Source organism: Rhizorhabdus sp. P4_G6 (assembly GCF_056401045.1).
Genome location: NZ_JBFUKC010000004.1, coordinates 280,821 through 298,250, shown reverse-complemented (window position 1 = coordinate 298,250; position 17,430 = coordinate 280,821). Strand labels below are relative to the sequence as shown.

The window sequence follows — 17,430 nt, the reverse complement described above, 5'->3', positions numbered from 1 at the left end:
CGCCGCCCCCGCCGAGCAGGCCGCCCAAGCCGCCGCCCCCGCCGCCGCCGAGCAGCGCGCCGAGACCCTTGAGGCCGCCCATCTTCTTCATCTTCTTCATCACCGTCGACATCTCCTGGTGCATCTTCAGGAGCTTGTTGACGTCCTGCACCGTGGTGCCGGAGCCCTTGGCGACGCGGATCTTGCGCTTGGCGTTGAGCAGTTCGGGGCGGGTGCGTTCCTTGGGCGTCATCGATCCGATGATCGCGTCCATCCGCACCAGCACCTTGTCGTCGGCCGCGCCCGACGCCATCGCCTGCTTGACCTGCTTGATGCCGGGCAGCATCGCGGCGAGCCCCGAAAGCCCGCCCATCCGCGACATCTGGCGTAGCTGGTTGCGGAGGTCGTTCATGTCGAACAGCCCCTTGGCCATCCGCGCGGCCATCGCCTCGGCCTCTTCGACCTTGATCGTCTCGGCGGCGCGCTCGACCAGGCTGACGACGTCGCCCATGCCGAGGATGCGGCCGGCGACGCGGCTCGGCTGGAACAGCTCGATGCCGTCCAGTTTCTCGCCGGTGCCGACGAACTTGATCGGCTTGCCGGTGACCGCGCGCATCGACAGGGCGGCACCACCGCGGGCGTCGCCGTCCATCCGGGTCAGCACGACGCCGGTCAGCGGCACCTGCTCGGAAAAGCTGCGGGCGACGTTGACGGCATCCTGGCCGGTCAGCGCATCGACGACGAGCAGGATTTCCTCGGGGTCGGCGACGCCGGCGACCGCCTTCATCTCCTCCATCAGCGCCTGGTCGACATGGAGCCGGCCCGCGGTATCGAGGATCAGGACGTCATAGCCCTGGAGCTTGGCCGACTGGAGCGCGCGCCGCGCGATATCAACCGGCTGCTGGCCCTGGACGATCGGCAGGGTGGTGACCGAGGTCTGGGTGCCGAGGATCGCGAGCTGTTCCTGCGCGGCCGGCCGATTGACGTCGAGCGACGCCATCATGACTTTCTTGCGGCCCTTTTCGGTGAGCCGCTTGGCGATCTTCGCGGTGGTCGTCGTCTTGCCCGAGCCCTGCAGGCCGACCATCATGATGATTGCCGGCGGACTGACATCGACATTGAGGTCCGACGCTTCCGAGCCGAGCATCTCGACCAGCGCATCATGGACGATCTTGACGACCTGCTGGCCCGGCGTGACCGAGCGCAGCACATTCTGGCCAACCGCCTGTTCGGTGACCTTGTCGACGAATTCGCGGACGACGGGCAGCGCGACATCGGCTTCGAGCAGCGCGATGCGGACCTCGCGCATCGCCTCGCGCACATCCGATTCGGAAAGCGCGCCGCGACCGCGCAAGCGGTCGAAGACCCCTCCCAGCCTTTCGCTCAGACTTTCGAACATGCACTTGCTCCTCTGCGCCGAAGCGCCGAAATTGCTGTCTTCAGGCGCAAAACGCAAAACGCGCCGACGGGCGAAACCTCGCCGGTCAGCGGGCGTCCATGGACGCGATCATTGCTTTGCTGTCTGTAAGACGAGGCGGCCTTTAGGCGCGAACCGGCGCAAAAGCAAGGATCGGCGCAGGCTCAAGCTCCTCTCCCACTTCGTGAAGGGGGGTGAATAGGAAAAGGCCCGGGCTGGAGTACCCCGGGCCTTCACCCTCTCCTGAAGCTTCGATGCTGCCGCCTATGCGGCGAACTGGTTCATCGTGTTGTGCGCGCCGCCGGCCTTGAGGGCCGCTTCGCCGGCGAAATATTCCTTATGATCGTCGCCGATGTCGGAGCCCGACATGTTCTGATGCTTCACGCAGGCGATTCCCTGGCGGATTTCCTGGCGCTGCACCCCCTTCACATAGCCGAGCATGCCGGCCTCACCGAAATATTCCCTGGCGAGGTTGTCGGTCGACAGCGCCGCGGTGTGGTAGGTCGGCAGGGTGATCAGGTGATGGAAGATGCCAGCGCGCTTCGCAGCGTCGCGCTGGAAGGTGCGGATCTTCTCGTCGGCTTCCAGGCCCAGCTCGGTGCCATCATAGTCGACGCTCATCAGCTTGGCGCGATCATAGGCCGACACATCCTTGCCCGCTTCGCTCCAGGCATCGAACACCTGCTGGCGGAAGTTGAGCGTCCAGTTGAACGAGGGCGAGTTGTTGTAGACCAGCTTGGCGTTCGGAATGACCTCGCGAATGCGGTCGACCATCGAGGCGATCTGCTCGATGTGCGGCTTCTCGGTCTCGATCCACAGCAGGTCGGCGCCATGCTGGAGCGAGGTGATGCAATCGAGCACGCAGCGGTCGGCACCGGTGCCTTCGCGGAACTGGTAAAGGTTCGACGGCAGGCGCTTCGGCTTCATCAGCTTGCCGCCGCGGTTGATCACCACGTCGCCGTTGATGCTGTTGAGATCGGTGACCTCCTCGCAGTCGAGGAAGGCGTTATACTGGTCGCCGAGATCGCCCGGCTCCTTGCTGTAGGCGATCTGCTTGGTGAGGCCGGCACCCAGCGAGTCGGTGCGGGTGACGATGATTCCATCCTCCACGCCGAGTTCGAGGAAGGCGTAGCGGCAGGCGCGGACCTTGGCGAGGAAGTCCTCGTGCGGCACGGTGACCTTGCCGTCCTGGTGGCCGCACTGCTTCTCGTCGGACACCTGGTTTTCGATCTGCAGCGCGCAGGCGCCGGCTTCGATCATCTTCTTGGCGAGCAGATAGGTCGCCTCGGCGTTGCCGAAGCCCGCGTCGATGTCGGCGATGATCGGCACGACATGCGTCTCGTAATTTTCCACGGCGTGGAGCAGCCGCTGTTCGTCGACCTGGTTGCCGGTCTCGCGCGCCTTGTCGATCTCGCGGAACATCATGCCCAGTTCGCGGGCATCGGCCTGACGCAGGAAGGTGTAGAGTTCCTCGATCAGCGCCGGAACGCTGGTCTTCTCGTGCATCGACTGGTCGGGCAGCGGGCCGAAGTCGGAGCGCAGCGCGGCGACCATCCAGCCGGACAGGTATAGGTAACGGCGCTTGGTGCTGCCGAAATGCTTCTTGATCGAGATCATCTTCTGCTGGCCGATGAAGCCGTGCCAGCAACCCAGCGACTGGGTGTAACTGGCTGGATCGGCGTCATAGGCGGCCATGTCGCGGCGCATGGTCGCCGCGGTGTGGCGTGCGATGTCGAGGCCAGTCTGGAAGCGGTTCTGCAAGCGCATGCGGGCAACCGACTCGGCGTCGATGCCATCCCAGCTGCCATTATAGCTGCGGATCAGCTGCTGCGTCTGGTTGATCTGATCTTGATAGGTCATCGCGGTGTCCTCGTGCTGTTGTAAGCGTCAGACACCCGAAAACCGCCAATGTCAGCACCGGCACGCCAAAAAATAAGGTGGTCTCGTCAGGTGCGTAGCTGCCTTGTTTTGAAAGCTTGTAAATATCTTACATCATGCGGCGGAGACTTCTGCGTCCCTGCGCGTTCGAAGCGGCATCCCAAAAGACAGGAGAATGTCATGGCCGATCTTTCGCGCATCAAGGAGCATATGGAGGTCATCGGCGCCGATGGCGTCCATGTCGGCACCGTCGATCATGTCGACGGCGACCGTATCAAGCTCACCAAGGCGGATAGCGGCCAAGGCAGTCACCGCGGCCATCATCATTATGTCCCGGGTGGCCTGATCGCCGAAATCGAGGGCGACAGCGTCCGGCTGACGGCCAAAGCCGATGTCGCGGTCATGTTCGAGGAGGAGGCCTGACAGCGCGCGCCTGACCCGAGCGTTTTCTGCCGCGTTAAACTATTGGCAATCTAGCTTGCCTAGGCTGCGTCTTCGTTGAAATCCGGAGGCGTAATGAAAGGCAGGGCGATCAAGGAGGGCACGCAAGCGGGTCCGCCCGAAGATCGTCGCGACCTGCTGGCCGCCGGCGTGAGCGTTGCCGCGACCTTGCTCGTGATCGCCTCCGGCTGGTCGGTCGTCGCGTCGGTCTATCGATCGCTGCGCGGCGGCCTCTCGGTTTCCGACAATATCCTGGTATCGGTGTTGCTGCTCAACGTCGCGCTGACCGTCCTGGGCTGGCGGCGCTATCGGGCGCTCAAGCACGAGGTCGCGTTGCGCCGTGCCGCGGAGGCGCGCGCCAGCGAACTCGCGACCAGCGATCCGCTCACCGGCCTGCTCAACCGCCGTGCGCTGGGCGAAGGCGGCGCGCGGATGATCGAGTCCACGCTGACGCGCCAGCGCGCCGTCGCGATGCTGATGGTCGACCTCGACCATTTCAAGGCGATCAACGACCTGCACGGCCATATGGCCGGCGATCAGCTGCTGCGCGCCGCTGCCGAGGCGATGATGGCGCCACTGCCCCCGCACGCCATCGCAGCGCGGCTCGGTGGCGACGAGTTCGCCTGCGCCTTTCCGTTCGATCCGGCCATGGCCGCGGCGGTCGACAGCGTTGCTGACGCGATCCTCGCCCGCATGGCCGAACCATTCCTGGTCGGCGGGGTTGAAGTGCAGATCGGCGCGTCGATGGGCATAGCCCGTACCGAGGCGGGCTGTCGCACCATCGATACGCTGATGCGGCGATCGGATATCGCGCTCTACGCGGCCAAGCGCGCCGGGCGGAACCGCCGTGCCTGGTTCGACGGCAGCATGGAACGCGAGCTCGAGCTGCGCAACGAGATCGAGCTCGGCCTGCGTGCCGGCATTCCGACCGGCCAGATCGTGCCATGGTTTGAGCAGCAGGTCGACCTCGCCACCGGCACCCTGCTCGGCTTCGAGCTGCTTGCCCGCTGGGAGCATCCCGAACATGGGCTGATCGAGCCCTCGGTTTTCATCCCGATTGCCGAGGAATCCGGGCTGATCGGCGAATTGTCGATGTCGTTGATCCGCAGCGCGCTCGAAGAGGCGCGGCATTGGCATCCGGCTCTGCTGCTCGGCGTCAATATCAGCCCGGCGCAGATGCGCGATCCCTGGCTGGCGCAGAAGATCGTCAAGCTGCTGCTCGAGATGAATTTTCCCGCCGAGCGGCTCGAGATCGAGATCACCGAGGCGGCGCTGCTGGAAAATCTCGGCTTCGCCAGCTCGATCATTGGCAGCCTCAAGAACCAGGGCATCCGGGTCGCCCTCGACGATTTCGGAACCGGCTATTCCAGTCTGACCCATCTGCGGGCGTTGCCGCTCGATCGAATCAAGATCGACCGGAGCTTCGTGATGCGGATGGCGCGCGATCCGGAAGCGGCCGCGCTGGTGCGGATGATCATCTCGCTGGCCGACAGCCTCGGCATCGCCGCGATGGCAGAAGGCGTCGAAACCGGCGAGATCCACAGGATGCTGACCGGTCTCGGCTGCACGACGGGCCAGGGCTGGCATTTCGGGCGCGCCATCCCGGCCCGTGCCACCCGCGCCCTGCTCGCCGAGCGCGGGCTTCTGATCGCGGCAAGCCCCAGCGCGGTTGCTGGTGAAGTGGTGTCGATGCGCCAGGGCCGAAAGCGGCTCGCTTCGTAGAGCTGAAGCCGCAGCAGGCCTGGCGCCGCACGAAGTTCCCCGCCTTATGGACTTGCCCTGCGCTAGTCCCTAAATCGCGCGGCGATGATGGTCCGCTTTCACAAGATGCATGGTCTCGGCAATGATTTCGTCGTGATCGATGCGCGCGACCGCCCGGTGGAGATCACCGAGGCGCGCGCGCGCGCGCTCGCCGACCGCCGGACTGGAATCGGGTGCGACCAGCTGATCCTGCTCGAGCCGTCGGCGATAGCCGATGCGCGGATGCGGATTTTCAATGCCGATGGCGGTGAGGTCGAGGCGTGCGGCAACGCCACGCGCTGCGTGGTTAGCCTGCTCGGCGGCAGCGCGACCATCGAGACGCTCGGCGGGCTGCTGGGCGGACGCAGCGACGGTGGCACGGTGTCGGTCGAACTGGAGGCGCCGCGGTTCGACTGGGACGCCATCCCGCTGGCCTATGCGATGGACACGCGGGCAATGCCGGTCGCCTGGGAGGATCTCACCGCACCCATGGCCGCCAATGTCGGCAATCCGCACGTGATCTTCTTCGTTCCCGAATGCGATGCGATCGAGCTCGACCGGCTCGGCCCGCTGATAGAGACCGACCCGCTGTTCCCGGCGCGGATCAACGTCAATGTCGCAACGGTCGACGACCGGTCGAACATCCGCCTGCGGGTGTGGGAGCGCGGCGTCGGCCTTACCGACGCCTGCGGCACCGGCGCCTGCGCGACGGCGGTGTCGGCGATCCGCGCGGGTCTCGTCGATACGCCGGTGAAGGTGACCCTCCCCGGCGGCCCGCTGGTCATCGACTGGGCGCCCGGAGGCAGGATCACCATGTCGGGCCCGGCCACCCATGTGTTCACCGCGGAAGCGGAGCTGAGCGCCTTCGGATGAGCGGTCCCGAGCTGATCACGCTGGGCTGCCGGCTCAACATCGCCGAGAGCGAGACGATGCGGGCGCTGGCGGCCGACGCCGACGACCTGATCATCGTCAACAGCTGCGCGGTTACGGCGGAAGCGGTCAAGCAGGCGCGCAAGGCGATCCGGCAGGCGGCACGGCGCAGGCCCGAGGCGCGGATCGTCGTCACCGGCTGCGCTGCCCAGATCGAGCCCGCCAGCTTCGCGGCGATGCCCGAAGTGGCGCGGGTGATCGGCAATGCGGAAAAGGGCCGCCCCGACCTGTTCGGCTTCGAGCGCGCGGATGCCGCCGATATCCATGTCTCCGACATCATGGCGCTGCGCGAGACCGCGCCGCACATGGCGTCTGCCTTCACCGGCCATGCCCGCGCCTTTGTCGAGGTGCAGAATGGCTGCGACCACCGCTGCACCTTCTGCGTGATCCCTTATGGGCGCGGCAACAGCCGCTCGGTGCCGGCCGGTATCGTCGTCGAGCGGATCAAGGCCCTGGTCGAGCAAGGCCATGAAGAGGTGGTGCTGACCGGAGTCGACCTCACCAGCTATGGCCCCGACCTGCCGGGCGCGCCGACGCTGGGGATGCTGGTCGAGCGAATTCTGGCGCATGTGCCGGATCTCCGTCGGCTGCGCCTCTCGTCGCTCGATTCGATCGAGATCGACGACCGGCTGTTCGCGCTGGTGACGGGCGAGGCGCGGATCATGCCGCACCTTCACCTTTCGCTGCAGGCCGGCGACGACATGATCCTCAAGCGGATGAAGCGCCGGCACAGCCGCGCCCAAGCAGTGGCGATGATCGAGCGGCTGAAGGCGGCGCGGCCCGGCATCGCAATCGGCGCGGACCTGATCGCCGGCTTCCCGACCGAAGACGATGCGATGGCGGCGAATACCGCGGCGCTGATCGACGATTGCGACATCGTGTTCGGCCATGTCTTCCCTTATTCGCCACGCAGCGGGACGCCGGCGGCACGGATGCCCCAGCTCGACCACGCGACGATCCGGCGCCGGGCGGCCCATTTGCGCGAACGGGCGCAGGCGCGGCAGGCGGCGTGGCTCGCCACCCTCGTCGGCAGCGAGCAGTCAGTGCTGGCCGAGCGCGGCGGCGCCGGTCATGCGGCCAATTTCGCGCGGGTGCGTTTCGAAGGCGAACCGCCTGAACCGGGGCGCGTCCTATCCACCATCATCACCGGCATCGATGCCGATGGCCTCAAGGGAAGATCCGCAGGCATGGCCGCATGAGCGACAAGCGCTGGCACGAGAAACTGTTTGGCGGCTTCCGCAAGACCTCCGACCGCCTGGGCGAGAACCTCACCGGCCTGTTCGGCAAGGCGGCGCTCGACGCCGCCACGCTCGACGAGATCGAGGAGGCGCTGATCGCGTCGGACCTCGGCCCGGTCACCTCCCGCCGCATTCGCGACCGGCTGGCCGGCGAGATGTTCGAGAAGGGGTTGGATGAGCGCGCGTTGCGCGAGATCGTCGCGCAGGAGATCGAGAAGGTGCTGGCGCCGGTCGCCAAGCCGCTGGAGATCGAGGCTTTCCCGCGCCCGCAGGTGATCCTGGTCATCGGCGTCAACGGATCCGGCAAGACCACCACGATCGCCAAGCTCGCCCACTGGCTCAAGGAGCAGGACTATGCGGTGATGCTGGTCGCGGGCGACACCTTCCGCGCCGCCGCGATCGGCCAGCTCAAGGTCTGGGCCGAGCGGGTCGGCGTACCGATCATCACCGGCAGCGAGGGCGGCGATGCCGCGGGCCTCGTGTTCGAGGGCGTCAAGCAGGGCACCGAAAAGGGCATCGACGTGCTGATCGTCGATACCGCCGGTCGCCTGCAGAACAAGACTGGCCTTATGGACGAGCTTGCCAAGATCAGGCGGGTGCTCGGCCGGCTGAACCCCGCGGCGCCGCACGACGTTCTGCTGGTGCTCGATGCGACCACCGGTCAGAACGGGCTGAGCCAGATCGAGATCTTCAAGGAGACGGCGGGCGTGACCGGCCTGATCATGACCAAGCTGGACGGCACCGCGCGGGGCGGCGTGCTGGTCGCTGCGGCCGAGCGCTACGGCATGCCGGTCCATGCGATCGGGCTCGGCGAAGGAGTCGACGATCTCAAGCCGTTCGACCCGGCCGAAGTGGCGCGCGCGATCGCGGGCCTGGAGAGGATCGGCAAGTGATGGGCGATGTGGCGTTGAAGAAATCCGAGCCCGGCGCGGGCATGCGGCTGGCGATCGATCTCGGGCCGCTGGTGGTCTATCTGCTGACCTATTGGCTCAGCAAGGATGTCATGATGTCGACCGGTGTCTTCATGGGCGCCACGCTGGTCGCGGTAATCGCCTCCTGGGCGATCTACCGGAAGGTATCGGCGCTGCTGCTGTTCTCGGGCGTGATGGTGCTGGGGTTCGGTGGGCTCACGCTGTGGCTGCACGACCCGAAGTTCATCCAGATGAAGCCGACCGCTTATTATCTGCTGGTCGCCGCCATCCTGGCGTTCGGGCTGCTCACCGGGCGGCCCACCATCAAGACGGTGCTCGGCCATGCCTATCCCGGTCTTACCGACCTCGGCTGGACCAAGCTCACCCGGAACTGGGCGCTCTTCTTCGTCGCAATGGCGATCGCCAACGAACTGGTCTGGCGCTCGACCAGCATGTCGTTCTGGCTCGGCTATAAATTATGGGGCGCGATGCCGGCCACGCTGTTGTTCGCGCTGGCCAATGTACCGATGCTGATGAAGCATGGACTGAACGCGGAAAAGGCCGAGGACGTCGCCCTGCCGCCGCAGGGATAGAGCATCGTGCGAGAAATCTGACGCATTCACAACAGCCGTCGCTGGGGGACGTGGTGAGATGATTCAGATTTCAGGCACGACGCTGTAGAGCGCGCCCTCTCCCCGAAGGGAGAGGCAGGCGGCGACATCAGGCTGCGATCTGATCGCCGCGCCGGACGGCATCACCCTCGATGTTCCGTGAGACGAAGTCCCAGTTGATAACCTGGCCGAGTACGGCCTCGGCGAACTTCGGGCGCTCGTTGCGATAGTCGATATAATAGGCGTGCTCCCACACATCGAGCGCAAGCAGCGGCGTGATGCCATCCTGGCCGATCGGGACGTCGCCATCGTGGAGCGAAGTGGTTTTCAGCGCATCGCCGGCGAGGACAAGCCATGCCCAGCCGCTGCCGAAATGGCCGGTCGCCTCGTCCGCCAGCTTCTCGATCATCGCCTCGTGCGATCCGAAGCTGGCATCGACCAGCTTCGCCAAGGCAGCCGACGGCCTGGTCGAGCCGGCGGGTGCGAGGCATTGCCAGAAGAAGTCGTGGTTCCAGATCTGGCCCGCATTGCTGGACAGTGGCTTGTCCCCGCTGCTCTTGGCGAGCGCGATCACCTCGACCAGCGACTTGCCGCCCAGGCCCTTCTCGTCGATCCAGCCATTGACCTTGTCGACATAGGCCTGGTGGTGCTTGCCATGATGATAGTCGAAGCTCTCGGCGGACAGCACCGGTTCGAGCGCCGCCTTGTCAAACGGCAGCGGGTGAAGCGAGAACGCCATAGTGAAACTCCTTGGTCGTCATGGGGATGGAACCACAACGGGTGCCGGGCCACGCAGGTCCCTGTTCCGAGGAATTTCGTCGGATTTCCGAGCCGCAGCACCGATCTTTATCATAACATGTGACAAACGAACTCGGGATTCCTACAGTGTGCGCCGAAGCGATCCGCAGGCCAAGGGAGCGGACGCAACCGCAGGGGAACGCTATGGACAAGTTTTTCGGTAATCTACATCTGGTGCTCGTCGTCGGACTCGTCGCCGCGATCGCGCTGATCGCCTATATTCACCCTGACCAGACGTTGCTGGTGAACTATGTGCTGCGCTGGCTGCACGTCTTCTTCGGCATAACCTGGATCGGCCTGCTCTACTATTTCAACTTCGTGCAGATCCCGACTATGCCGACCGTACCGGCCGAGCTGAAGCCCGGTGTCTCCAAATATATCGCGCCCAAGGCCCTGTTCTTCTTCCGCTGGGGCGCGGCGTTCACGGTGCTGACGGGCCTCGCGGTCGCGCATGTCACCGGCTATCTGATCGAAGCGCTGACGCTGCAGCCTGACTACAGGCTGATCGGCATCGGCATGTGGCTGGCGCTGATCATGGCGTTCAACGTCTGGTTCCTGATCTGGCCTGCCCAGAAGAAGGCGCTGGGGCTGGTCGAGGCCGACGCCGATACCAAGGCCAAGGCGGCGAAGACCGCGATGATCTTCTCGCGCACCAACACGCTGCTGTCGATCCCGATGCTTTATGCGATGACCAACGCCAATCTCGGCTGATCATCTATCAGCAATAGCGGAAAAATGGGCCGGGGGTGCGAACCTCCGGCCTTTTTCGTGCATCCCTCCGGCGGAGCGTGGGATGTGGTCGTCGGGGACGGCGTTGCCGTCGCGAACCTCTACTGAGTTCCGGCCTCCGCCGGTATGACGAGTGGTTTCAGGACGTTAACTGGGCCTGCGCCGCATCCACGCCCGTTTTGCCCAGCGAGCCACCCGCCGCAACGGCCTCGGCAGGCTGTCTAGCCGGCCGGGCGGGGAGATGTCGGTGCGCGAAGGGCGCTGGTGGCCGAGCTGCGGCCGCGCGAGCCAGGTCGTCAGGTCGGGGCGGCTGGCCCGGAACCAGCTATAAGCGCCGTCGACATGCATCGGACCGCCCTCGGCGCTGCCGGGCGGGCGTTCCAGCATCGCCTCGAGATAGGGCACCAGCCCGGCTATCGCGCTGCGGCCGAAACCGATCAGGTGGGTGGTCCTGAGTGGCCGGGTGCAATCGGCGAGCAGCAGTGGCGTTGCGAGAGGATCGGCGGCACCCAGGCCCTCGGGCAGGTCATAGCCGCCATAGAAGATATCGCAGCCAAGTTGATCGAGCAGGTCGAGCGCGGGGGGCAGCAGTGCCTCGATGCCAGTGGCGAAGTCGCAGTCGTCCTCGGCGATCAATATCGCGTGGCAGCCGAGATCCCGCGCCTCGCGCAGCATGGCGAGATGGCCGAGGAAGCACCCCCGCGCGCCGGCATTGGGGAAGCCGCCGGCATCGCGCGGCCGGACCGCCGCGAACAGCCTGACTCGCGGGTCCTCCAGCGAGGTGCCGATCCGCTCGAGTTCGCCTGCCATCTCACGGCGGCGATCGTCGCGATCGGGCAGGTTGAGGACATAGAGCCGGTCGAAGCTGGCGAAGAGCCGATCGGCCGCGGTCATCCGGAACGGTCGAGCAGGTCGTGGCGGCGCAGCGCGTGGCGCAGCTGGTCATAGCTGAGCTTGAGCGCGAGCGCGGTCGCGCGCTGGTTGAAGCGGCAGCGCTTGAGCGCTGCCTCGAGCAGTGCCTTCTCGTGCATCAGCACCGCTGCGCGAAAATCGTCGCAGTCGTAATGCGCCGGCGCGGCAGGCGCCGCGGGCGGGGCTGCGGGCAGGGCGACACCCGTCTCCGCGGCGGGCTGGACTGACGGCTCCGTCTTGGCGGGGCGCCACGGGCTGTCGAACGGATCGAACTGGATCGCATCGACGGGCTGTTCGGAATCGTCCCAGCGATAGACCGCGCGCTCGACGACGTTGCGGAGTTCGCGGACATTGCCCGGCCAGTCATGGTCGGCCAGGGCCTGGGCGGCGGCGGGGCCGAAGCCGGGCCAGTGCGGCCAGCCGAGCTCCGATGCCATCCGCCGGCCGAAATGGTCGGCGAGCACCGGCACGTCGCCCTCGCGAGCCCGTAGCGGCGGCAGGGTCACCACTTCGAACGACAGCCGGTCGAGCAGGTCGGCGCGGAAGCGGCCCTTGTCGACCAGCTCGGGCAGATGCTCGTTGGTCGCAGCGACGATACGGACGTCGACCCGCACCGGCCGCGACGATCCGATCCGCGTCACCTCGCCATATTCGGTCGCGCGCAGCAGCCGCTCCTGTGCGCCGATCGACAGCGTTGCCAGCTCGTCGAGGAACAGCGTACCGCCATCCGCCTCCTCGAAGCGGCCCTGCCGCGCCTTGGTCGCGCCGGTGAAGGCGCCCGACTCATGGCCGAACAGTTCGGCTTCGATCAGGGTTTCGGGAAGGGCGGCGCAGTTCATCGTCACCAGCGGCCCCGCCCAGCGCGGCGAGAGGCGGTGCAGGCGTTCGGCGACCAGCTCCTTGCCGGTGCCCCGCTCGCCGACCACCAGCACGGGCCGGTTGAGCCCGGCGGCGCGGCTCGCGCGCTCGACGGAATCGAGAAAGGCATAGGATTGGCCGATGAATTGCGCTTCGCGGTCCATGGCCGAGAATTGGCAAGAATTCCCAAGACTTGGCAATGGGAAAATCGTGCAGCCGGGCCGGCATAGTCAGAAAATCCCGCAATTCCGCCGTTTTTGAGGTTGGCACAGTCCCTGCATTGCATCTCGCAACGCCGCCGCCATCGTACCGAGCGTAACCAAGGAGCTTGAAATGGGAATCTTCTCCCGAACCCGAGACATCATTGCCGCCAACGTCACCGACCTTCTCGACAAGGCCGAGGACCCGGCGAAGATGATCCGCATGATCATCCTCGAGATGGAAGAGACGCTCGTGGAGGTTCGCGCCTCGGCGGCTCGCACCATCGCCGACCAGAAGGAACTGCGCCGGCAGATCGCCAAGCTGGACACCGTCCAGGCCAATTGGCTGGAAAAGGCCGAGCTCGCGCTGTCGAAGGACCGCGAGGATCTCGCCAAGGCCGCGCTGACCGAAAAGCAGAAGGCAGCCGACCTCGCCGACCAGCTGAAGGATGAGGTCATATTGCTCGACGAGTCGCTCAAGGCATCCGAAGGCGATATCGCCAAGCTGCAGGGCAAGCTGCGCGAGGCCCGCGCCCGTCAGAACAGCATCGTCACCCGTCTCGAATCGGCGAACAACCGCGCCAAGATGCGCGAGATGTATGCCGGCCCCAAGGTCGACGACGCCTTCTCGCGCTTCGAACTGCTCGAGCGCCGCGTCGATTATGCCGAAGGCCGTGCCGATGCGGCGGGGATGGGCGCTGCGCCCAAGACCCTCGACGAGGAAATCGCCGAGCTTCGGTCGAGCGACAAGGTCGACGCCGAACTCGCCGCGCTGAAGGCCAAGGCCGCGGGCAAGGAGGGCTGATCCGATGGACAGCGATATCATCATCGCGCCGATCGTCGTCGGGATCCTGTTCATCGGTTTGCCCTGGCTGATCCTCCATTATGTCACCCAGTGGAAGAAGAATGGCGGCCTGACGGTCGAGGACGAGCGCCTGCTCGACAACATGCACGACATGGCCCGCAGGCTCGACGAGCGGCTGGGCACGCTGGAGCGGATCCTGGACAGCCAGGATCCGAACTGGCGGCCCCGACAGGCCGCCGAGCGCAGCCATGATGACGACTGGCGCCGCGACAACTGATCGCCGGCCGCCGCAGACAGACAGGAAGGGAAGTTCGCAATGTCAGCTCGCCGCACCAAATTCTACCTCGACAAGCGCAACAGCAAATGGCTGGGCGTCTGCTCCGGGCTCGCCGACTATACCGGCCTGGACGTCACCTTGATCAGGGTCGGCACGGTTATCCTCACCTTCATGACCTTCCCATGGGTGCTCGTCACCTATCTGGTGGTCAACTGGCTGGCCAAGGACAAGCCAGGCGAGTTCTACGACAGCAGCCGCGAGGACACGAAATTCTGGCAGGCGGTTCGGGCTCGGCCCGGCGCGTCGGTCCGCGATGTCCGCGCCCGCTTCCGTGACATCGATCGCCGCATCGCCGACATCGAGACGCATGTGACCAGCCAGAATTCGGCGCTGGCCCGCGAGATCGACGCGCTGCGCTGATCCGGGGCAGGTCCCGACTCGCTCGGGTTATGTCATTGATCGAAGCAGCGATACCGTTTGTCGAAAAGATCCGCCGACATTAGTGTAAATAATGATCGCCTCCAGCTTTGGGAATCATACGCCATGTCCGCCGAAACTCTTTTCCCCTTCGCGGTGCTCAGCCTGGTTCTGCTGGCGATCGTCGCCAGCGTCGCCAAGAAGTGGCTGGCCATCAAGGAGAAGCAGATCGGCGCAATGTCTGCCGATACCGCCGAGAAGGCCGCGCAATATGCGGCCCGGACCGAGCGGCTCGAACAGCGCGTTGCGGTGCTCGAACGCATCCTGACCGATCGCTCGACCGTGCTGGCCGACGAGATCGACCGGCTGCGCGACCAGCCGATCAACTGACATCCTGTTTCGGAGAGCCGAGATGAACCCGTTCGAAATGGTCGTGCTGATCGTCGCGATAACCGCGATCGCCAGCATCTTTCGCGCCAAATATGGTGTGGTCAGCACGAAGAAGGGCGAAAAGTTCGTCCGCCCCGACAATGGGGACAACGACCGCCTCCGCGAGGAGCTGCGCACGCTCAAGGAGCGGGTCGCGGTGCTCGAGCGGATCGCCACCGAAAACGACCGCGGGCTGACGCTCGATCGCGAGATCGAAGCGCTTCGCCACCGCGACTGAAAGGAAAGAGGAGCAGGACCATGCAGGACCCGATCTTCTGGCTGACGATCAGCGGCGCAGGCCTGGTCGGCCTCGTCATCCTCGCCTGGGCCGCGCTGAGCGGCTGGCGCGGCTGGCTCGACCTGCAGCGGCTGAAGCTCGAGGGCCGTCATGCCACCACCGCACCCGGAACACCATCGCCCGCGGCGCGGATCGAACTGGCCGACCTGAAGGAGCGCGTCCGCAAGCTCGAGGCGATCGCGGCGGGCGTCGATTTATAGGCCGTTCCTCGCCCTCGCCGGGGTGACGGATAGTGGAAAATCGGGTAGGCGCTCGCGCCATGACCGAGCCTGCCCGTTTTTCCGATATCGTCGACGAATATGAGTTCCTCGACAAGGATGACCGCTATCGCCTGCTGATCGATCTCGGCAAGGCGCTCGAGCCCATGCCGGATCCGCTGAAGACCGATGCGACGCTGGTGCGCGGCTGTTCGGCGGCGGTCTGGGTCTATCCGACCGTTCGTGACGACGGCACGCTGCACTTCCTGGCCGACAGCAACGCCGCGATCACCAAGGGGATCATCGCGCTGGTGCTGCTGACCGTGCAGGACAAATCCGCGGCCGAGATCCGCAGCATCGATGTCGCCGCCGCGCTCGAGCCGTTCGACCTGCGCAACCAGCTCAGCTCGAACCGAACCCAGGGGATTCCCAACATGATCACGTTGATCAAGTCGACGGCGGAGCGCTACGCATGAACCGGCGGATGGCAGTCGCGCTGATGGCGGCGGCCGTTGCGATGCAGGCCTGCGCGGCCGAACCGGCATCTACGCCGGCACAGGCCTTCGAAACCGGCAAGCTCACCATCGGCGGCCAGGCCTTCGCGCCGGCCGAGGTGCTCGATGCGCGCGCGCTGCCCGACATCAACAAGAAGGTCGGCATCCTGCTGACGCTGACGCCGCCGGCCGCCGAGCGGCTGGGTGAAATCACCGCGGCGCTGATCGGCAAGCCGATGTCGGTCGCGCTCGACGGCAACACGCTCGGCGGCGAACTGATCCGCAAGCCGCTGACCGACGGTACCATAGAGATCCCCGGCCGCTGGAACCTGACCGACGCCGAGGCGATCGCGCGGCGGATCTCCGGCAAGGATCCGTTGCCCGACGATCTGGGCGAATAAGCGCAGCCTTTCGGCTGCACCGGCGTTCTTCATCGTCCATGCAGCACGCCCCGATAGAGCATCTCGACACCGTCAATTCCGGCCCCGGCATCAGCCGGATCCGGCGCGGCAATGGGTGGCGGTTCATCGCGCCCGACGGTTCGATCATCCGCGACGTCGAGACGCGCATGCGGATCCTGGCGCTCGGCATCCCGCCGGCGTGGCGCAAGGTGTGGATCAACCCCGATCCGCTGGCGCCGGTCCAGGCCACCGGGCTCGATGCGGCCGGGCGCAAGCAATATCGCTATCACAGCCGGTGGCGCGAGCGGCGCGACGAGGAGAAATTCGCCGGGCTGCCCGCCTTTGCGGCGCACCTGCCGCGCCTGCGCAGGGTGGTGCGCAAGGCGCTCGAGAGCGACGATCCGTGGGAACGCGCGCGCGCCGCGGCGGTGCGGCTGCTCGATGGCTTCGCAATCCGGGTCGGATCGGCCGATTCCGCGGCGCGCGGCAGCTTCGGTGCGACGACGCTGCTCAACCGCCATGCCCGGATCAAGGGCGACGAGATCCAGTTGAGCTTCTACGGCAAGCACGGCATCCGCGCCGAACTGTCGGGCCGTGACGCGGCGCTTGCGGCGGCGCTTGCGGAATTGAAGAGCGCGGGCGCAGGGCAGCTCTTTTCGATGCGATCCGGGCTGCGGGTGCGGGCTTCGGACATCAATGAGTGGATATGCGAGCTGACCGACGGCACCGGCACCGCCAAGACCTTCCGCACCTGGCGGGCCTGCGCGGTTGCCGCGGGGATGCTGTCGCGAGGCCGCCGGACGTCGGTGAAGACCATGCTCGAGGAGGTCGCACGCCAGCTCGGCAATACGCCGGCGGTGTGCCGCAAATCCTATGTCGCGCCGGTGTTCGTCGACATGGCGAGGGCCGGGCGCTGGATCGAGACCGTGCCGTCGGAGCCGCGGGCGCTGCGCCCGAATGAACGGGCGAGCCTGGCAATGCTCACGGGCGAGCAGGAGCCATGAGCGGCGCGCTCAGTTGAAATCGGCGATGGTGTCGATCGCCAATTCCAGTTCGCCGAGCGAACAGGGCTTCCGCAGCACCTTGTCCCCGACCTCGGCCGGTACGATGTGCGAGAGGCCGCTGAAGTAGATCACCGGCATTTCCGGCCGCGCCTGGCGCGCCATCGCCGCGAGCTCCTGTCCGTCCGGTCCGCCGGGCATGTGGATGTCGGTGAGAAGCAGGTCGATACCGCCGTCGTCGATCGCCTCTGCGGCGCGGTGCCCACCGATCGCCTCGATCACGTCATGGCCCAGGTCGCGCAGCAGATCGGCCGTCACGGAAAGCACGAGGCCGTCGTCGTCGACACACAAGATCCGCAATGATCATCTCCTTCCGGACCCAGATAGGTGGGTCGTAGCCGATGTTCGCCCCAGGGGTGTTACTGACATCATTGTCATAAGTTAAAGCCGGGAGGAAGGCCGGCACTGC

General features: G+C 65.9%; 22 protein-coding genes. 16 read left to right on the top strand and 6 right to left on the bottom strand.

The features are described from left to right. Together ffh and AC1DPF_RS07205 are read right to left on the bottom strand one after the other, a co-directional pair. Positions 1–1,378 (bottom strand): signal recognition particle protein (gene ffh, locus AC1DPF_RS07210; RefSeq protein ID WP_477960392.1); only part of this gene is annotated, 1,378 nt, incomplete at its 3' end. 282 nt (positions 1,379–1,660) lie between these two features. Further along, positions 1,661–3,256: an isocitrate lyase gene (locus AC1DPF_RS07205; protein ID WP_477960390.1), complete on the bottom strand. Its 1,596-nt coding sequence runs from the start codon at positions 3,254–3,256 to the stop codon at positions 1,661–1,663. Positions 3,257–3,454: 198 nt separating this feature from the next. Here AC1DPF_RS07205 and AC1DPF_RS07200 point away from each other — a divergent pair, with 198 nt between their 5' ends. The 6 genes from AC1DPF_RS07200 (at position 3,455) to AC1DPF_RS07175 (ending at position 9,127) form a co-directional block, all read left to right on the top strand. Continuing rightward, entirely contained in the window at positions 3,455–3,697 is a 243-nt protein-coding gene (locus AC1DPF_RS07200) for a DUF2171 domain-containing protein (protein ID WP_477960388.1), read from the top strand. A 93-nt stretch (positions 3,698–3,790) separates the two neighbouring features. Then, entirely contained in the window at positions 3,791–5,437 is a 1,647-nt protein-coding gene (locus AC1DPF_RS07195) for a putative bifunctional diguanylate cyclase/phosphodiesterase (protein WP_477960386.1), read from the top strand. Between the two features lie 84 nt (positions 5,438–5,521). After that, on the top strand, positions 5,522–6,328 hold the full coding sequence (gene dapF, locus AC1DPF_RS07190; RefSeq protein WP_477868225.1) for a diaminopimelate epimerase: 807 nt from the start codon (positions 5,522–5,524) through the stop codon (positions 6,326–6,328). Beyond that, positions 6,325–7,584, top strand: coding sequence for a tRNA (N(6)-L-threonylcarbamoyladenosine(37)-C(2))-methylthiotransferase MtaB (gene mtaB / locus AC1DPF_RS07185; RefSeq protein ID WP_477960384.1), 1,260 nt, complete (start codon positions 6,325–6,327; stop codon positions 7,582–7,584). The genes dapF and mtaB overlap by 4 nt, the downstream gene beginning before the upstream one ends. Then, complete coding sequence (ftsY, locus tag AC1DPF_RS07180) at positions 7,581–8,516, top strand: signal recognition particle-docking protein FtsY (protein WP_477868229.1); 936 nt, start codon at positions 7,581–7,583, stop codon at positions 8,514–8,516. The genes mtaB and ftsY overlap by 4 nt, the downstream gene beginning before the upstream one ends. Beyond that, positions 8,516–9,127, top strand: coding sequence for an inner membrane-spanning protein YciB (locus AC1DPF_RS07175; protein ID WP_477869240.1), 612 nt, complete (start codon positions 8,516–8,518; stop codon positions 9,125–9,127). The genes ftsY and AC1DPF_RS07175 overlap by 1 nt, the downstream gene beginning before the upstream one ends. A 127-nt stretch (positions 9,128–9,254) precedes the next feature. Here AC1DPF_RS07175 and AC1DPF_RS07170 read toward each other — a convergent pair whose 3' ends face one another. Then, entirely contained in the window at positions 9,255–9,884 is a 630-nt protein-coding gene (locus tag AC1DPF_RS07170; protein WP_477960382.1) for a superoxide dismutase, read from the bottom strand. A 203-nt stretch (positions 9,885–10,087) separates the two neighbouring features. Between AC1DPF_RS07170 and AC1DPF_RS07165 the strand changes: the two genes are divergently transcribed. Next, positions 10,088–10,654, top strand: coding sequence for a urate hydroxylase PuuD (locus AC1DPF_RS07165; RefSeq protein ID WP_477868233.1), 567 nt, complete (start codon positions 10,088–10,090; stop codon positions 10,652–10,654). 165 nt (positions 10,655–10,819) lie between these two features. Here the strand turns inward: AC1DPF_RS07165 and AC1DPF_RS07160 are convergent, their stop codons facing one another. Together AC1DPF_RS07160 and pspF are read right to left on the bottom strand one after the other, a co-directional pair. Further along, positions 10,820–11,566, bottom strand: coding sequence for a glycosyltransferase family 25 protein (locus AC1DPF_RS07160; protein ID WP_477868235.1), 747 nt, complete (start codon positions 11,564–11,566; stop codon positions 10,820–10,822). Next, positions 11,563–12,606 carry a phage shock protein operon transcriptional activator gene (pspF, locus tag AC1DPF_RS07155; protein ID WP_477868237.1) on the bottom strand — a complete coding sequence of 348 codons (1,044 nt, stop codon included), beginning with the start codon at positions 12,604–12,606 and terminating at the stop codon, positions 11,563–11,565. Before pspF ends, AC1DPF_RS07160 begins: the two co-directional genes overlap by 4 nt. 169 nt (positions 12,607–12,775) lie before the next feature. Between pspF and pspA the strand changes: the two genes are divergently transcribed. From pspA to AC1DPF_RS07110, 9 genes are all read left to right on the top strand, one after another. Then, on the top strand, positions 12,776–13,447 hold the full coding sequence (pspA, locus tag AC1DPF_RS07150) for a phage shock protein PspA (RefSeq protein WP_477868239.1): 672 nt from the start codon (positions 12,776–12,778) through the stop codon (positions 13,445–13,447). A 4-nt stretch (positions 13,448–13,451) separates the two neighbouring features. Continuing rightward, positions 13,452–13,724, top strand: coding sequence for an envelope stress response membrane protein PspB (gene pspB, locus AC1DPF_RS07145; RefSeq protein ID WP_477868241.1), 273 nt, complete (start codon positions 13,452–13,454; stop codon positions 13,722–13,724). Positions 13,725–13,763: 39 nt separating this feature from the next. Continuing rightward, positions 13,764–14,144, top strand: coding sequence for an envelope stress response membrane protein PspC (gene pspC, locus AC1DPF_RS07140; protein ID WP_477868243.1), 381 nt, complete (start codon positions 13,764–13,766; stop codon positions 14,142–14,144). Between the two features lie 123 nt (positions 14,145–14,267). Beyond that, on the top strand, positions 14,268–14,531 hold the full coding sequence (locus AC1DPF_RS07135; protein ID WP_477868245.1) for a hypothetical protein: 264 nt from the start codon (positions 14,268–14,270) through the stop codon (positions 14,529–14,531). A gap of 22 nt (positions 14,532–14,553) precedes the next feature. After that, positions 14,554–14,808: a hypothetical protein gene (locus tag AC1DPF_RS07130; RefSeq protein ID WP_477868247.1), complete on the top strand. Its 255-nt coding sequence runs from the start codon at positions 14,554–14,556 to the stop codon at positions 14,806–14,808. A 20-nt stretch (positions 14,809–14,828) separates the two neighbouring features. Further along, positions 14,829–15,068 (top strand): hypothetical protein, encoded by a 240-nt coding sequence (locus AC1DPF_RS07125; RefSeq protein WP_477868248.1) that lies wholly within the window; start codon positions 14,829–14,831, stop codon positions 15,066–15,068. Between the two features lie 59 nt (positions 15,069–15,127). Continuing rightward, complete coding sequence (locus tag AC1DPF_RS07120; RefSeq protein WP_477868250.1) at positions 15,128–15,541, top strand: SufE family protein; 414 nt, start codon at positions 15,128–15,130, stop codon at positions 15,539–15,541. After that, the gene (locus AC1DPF_RS07115; RefSeq protein ID WP_477868252.1) at positions 15,538–15,960 is read left to right on the top strand and encodes a SecDF P1 head subdomain-containing protein; all 423 of its coding nucleotides are present in this window, start codon (positions 15,538–15,540) and stop codon (positions 15,958–15,960) included. Before AC1DPF_RS07120 ends, AC1DPF_RS07115 begins: the two co-directional genes overlap by 4 nt. 38 nt (positions 15,961–15,998) lie before the next feature. Continuing rightward, positions 15,999–16,964 (top strand): DNA topoisomerase IB, encoded by a 966-nt coding sequence (locus AC1DPF_RS07110; protein ID WP_477868254.1) that lies wholly within the window; start codon positions 15,999–16,001, stop codon positions 16,962–16,964. 9 nt (positions 16,965–16,973) lie between these two features. Here the strand turns inward: AC1DPF_RS07110 and AC1DPF_RS07105 are convergent, their stop codons facing one another. Next, on the bottom strand, positions 16,974–17,321 hold the full coding sequence (locus tag AC1DPF_RS07105; protein ID WP_477868256.1) for a response regulator: 348 nt from the start codon (positions 17,319–17,321) through the stop codon (positions 16,974–16,976). Between the last annotated feature and the right edge of the window lie 109 nt (positions 17,322–17,430).

Excerpts from the sequence above, each read along its gene's own strand:
- AC1DPF_RS07120 (WP_477868250.1), top strand. The coding sequence starts at position 15,128 with ATGACCGAGCCTGCCCGTTTTTCCGATATCGTCGACGAATATGAGTTC.
- AC1DPF_RS07110 (WP_477868254.1), top strand. The coding sequence starts at position 15,999 with ATGCAGCACGCCCCGATAGAGCATCTCGACACCGTCAATTCCGGCCCC.
- AC1DPF_RS07195 (WP_477960386.1), top strand. The coding sequence starts at position 3,791 with ATGAAAGGCAGGGCGATCAAGGAGGGCACGCAAGCGGGTCCGCCCGAA.
- pspF (WP_477868237.1), bottom strand. The coding sequence starts at position 12,606 with ATGGACCGCGAAGCGCAATTCATCGGCCAATCCTATGCCTTTCTCGAT.
- AC1DPF_RS07170 (WP_477960382.1), bottom strand. The coding sequence starts at position 9,884 with ATGGCGTTCTCGCTTCACCCGCTGCCGTTTGACAAGGCGGCGCTCGAA.
- pspB (WP_477868241.1), top strand. The coding sequence starts at position 13,452 with ATGGACAGCGATATCATCATCGCGCCGATCGTCGTCGGGATCCTGTTC.
- AC1DPF_RS07205 (WP_477960390.1), bottom strand. The coding sequence starts at position 3,256 with ATGACCTATCAAGATCAGATCAACCAGACGCAGCAGCTGATCCGCAGC.
- AC1DPF_RS07165 (WP_477868233.1), top strand. The coding sequence starts at position 10,088 with ATGGACAAGTTTTTCGGTAATCTACATCTGGTGCTCGTCGTCGGACTC.
- mtaB (WP_477960384.1), top strand. The coding sequence starts at position 6,325 with ATGAGCGGTCCCGAGCTGATCACGCTGGGCTGCCGGCTCAACATCGCC.
- AC1DPF_RS07175 (WP_477869240.1), top strand. The coding sequence starts at position 8,516 with ATGGGCGATGTGGCGTTGAAGAAATCCGAGCCCGGCGCGGGCATGCGG.
- pspA (WP_477868239.1), top strand. The coding sequence starts at position 12,776 with ATGGGAATCTTCTCCCGAACCCGAGACATCATTGCCGCCAACGTCACC.
- AC1DPF_RS07125 (WP_477868248.1), top strand. The coding sequence starts at position 14,829 with ATGCAGGACCCGATCTTCTGGCTGACGATCAGCGGCGCAGGCCTGGTC.
- dapF (WP_477868225.1), top strand. The coding sequence starts at position 5,522 with ATGATGGTCCGCTTTCACAAGATGCATGGTCTCGGCAATGATTTCGTC.
- ftsY (WP_477868229.1), top strand. The coding sequence starts at position 7,581 with ATGAGCGACAAGCGCTGGCACGAGAAACTGTTTGGCGGCTTCCGCAAG.
- AC1DPF_RS07130 (WP_477868247.1), top strand. The coding sequence starts at position 14,554 with ATGAACCCGTTCGAAATGGTCGTGCTGATCGTCGCGATAACCGCGATC.
- AC1DPF_RS07160 (WP_477868235.1), bottom strand. The coding sequence starts at position 11,566 with ATGACCGCGGCCGATCGGCTCTTCGCCAGCTTCGACCGGCTCTATGTC.
- pspC (WP_477868243.1), top strand. The coding sequence starts at position 13,764 with ATGTCAGCTCGCCGCACCAAATTCTACCTCGACAAGCGCAACAGCAAA.
- AC1DPF_RS07115 (WP_477868252.1), top strand. The coding sequence starts at position 15,538 with ATGAACCGGCGGATGGCAGTCGCGCTGATGGCGGCGGCCGTTGCGATG.
- AC1DPF_RS07135 (WP_477868245.1), top strand. The coding sequence starts at position 14,268 with ATGTCCGCCGAAACTCTTTTCCCCTTCGCGGTGCTCAGCCTGGTTCTG.
- AC1DPF_RS07200 (WP_477960388.1), top strand. The coding sequence starts at position 3,455 with ATGGCCGATCTTTCGCGCATCAAGGAGCATATGGAGGTCATCGGCGCC.